At 64.2% G+C, this 827-nt stretch carries 1 protein-coding gene; it reads left to right on the top strand.

The genetic code is table 11. From position 1 onward, the window contains the following. A partial coding sequence (locus tag AC4ELS_RS17095; protein ID WP_499048293.1) for a non-ribosomal peptide synthetase occupies nucleotides 1-827 on the top strand: 827 nt, incomplete at both ends.

The raw sequence follows: 827 nt of genomic DNA, 5'->3' as shown, positions 1-827 counted from the left end.
AGTCGGTGTCGGCGTTGATGGTGGCGGCTGAGGCGTGTCCGGCCGATGTGGTGGATCGGTGGGCGCCGGGTCGGGTGTTGATCAATGGGTATGGTCCGACTGAGACGACGGTGTATGCCACGATCAGTGCGCCATTGCAGCCTGGGATGGGTACCGTCCCGATCGGTGTGCCGGTTCCGGGTGCTGGTTTGTTTGTTTTGGATCGGTGGTTGCGTCCGGTTCCCCCGGGTGTGGTGGGTGAGTTGTATGTGGCCGGCCGCGGGGTCAGTGCGGGGTATCTGGGCCGGGCTGGTTTGACGGCCTCGAGGTTTGTGCCGTGTCCGTTCGGTATGCCGGGTGCTCGGATGTATCGGACCGGGGATTTGGTGTCGTGGGGTGCCGATGGGCAGTTGCGGTATGCCGGGCGTGCTGATGAGCAGGTCAAGATCCGCGGCTATCGCATCGAGTTGGGTGAAATCCAAAGCGCGCTGGCTGATTTGGATGGTGTGGCGCAGGCGGTGGTGATCGTTCGCGAGGATCAGCCTGGTGACAAGCGGTTGGTCGGTTACCTGACCGGTACTGCAGATCCGGTGCAAGCTCGTGCGGCTCTGGCCGAGCGGTTGCCGGCTTACATGGTGCCCGCGGCCGTGGTGGCTCTTGATGCGTTGCCGTTGACGGTCAACGGCAAGCTGGACAAGCGGGCCCTGCCCGCGCCGGAATACACCGGCACCGATCACTATCGGGCTCCGAGCACGGCTACCGAGGAAATCCTGGCGGGTATCTACGCCCAGGTCCTCGGGTTGGAACGGGTCGGCATCGACGACTCCTTCTTCGACCTCGGCGGCGAC

The sequence above is a fragment of the Mycobacterium shunyiense genome, from assembly GCF_058270035.1.
This window is presented reverse-complemented; position numbering and strand designations above follow the sequence as displayed.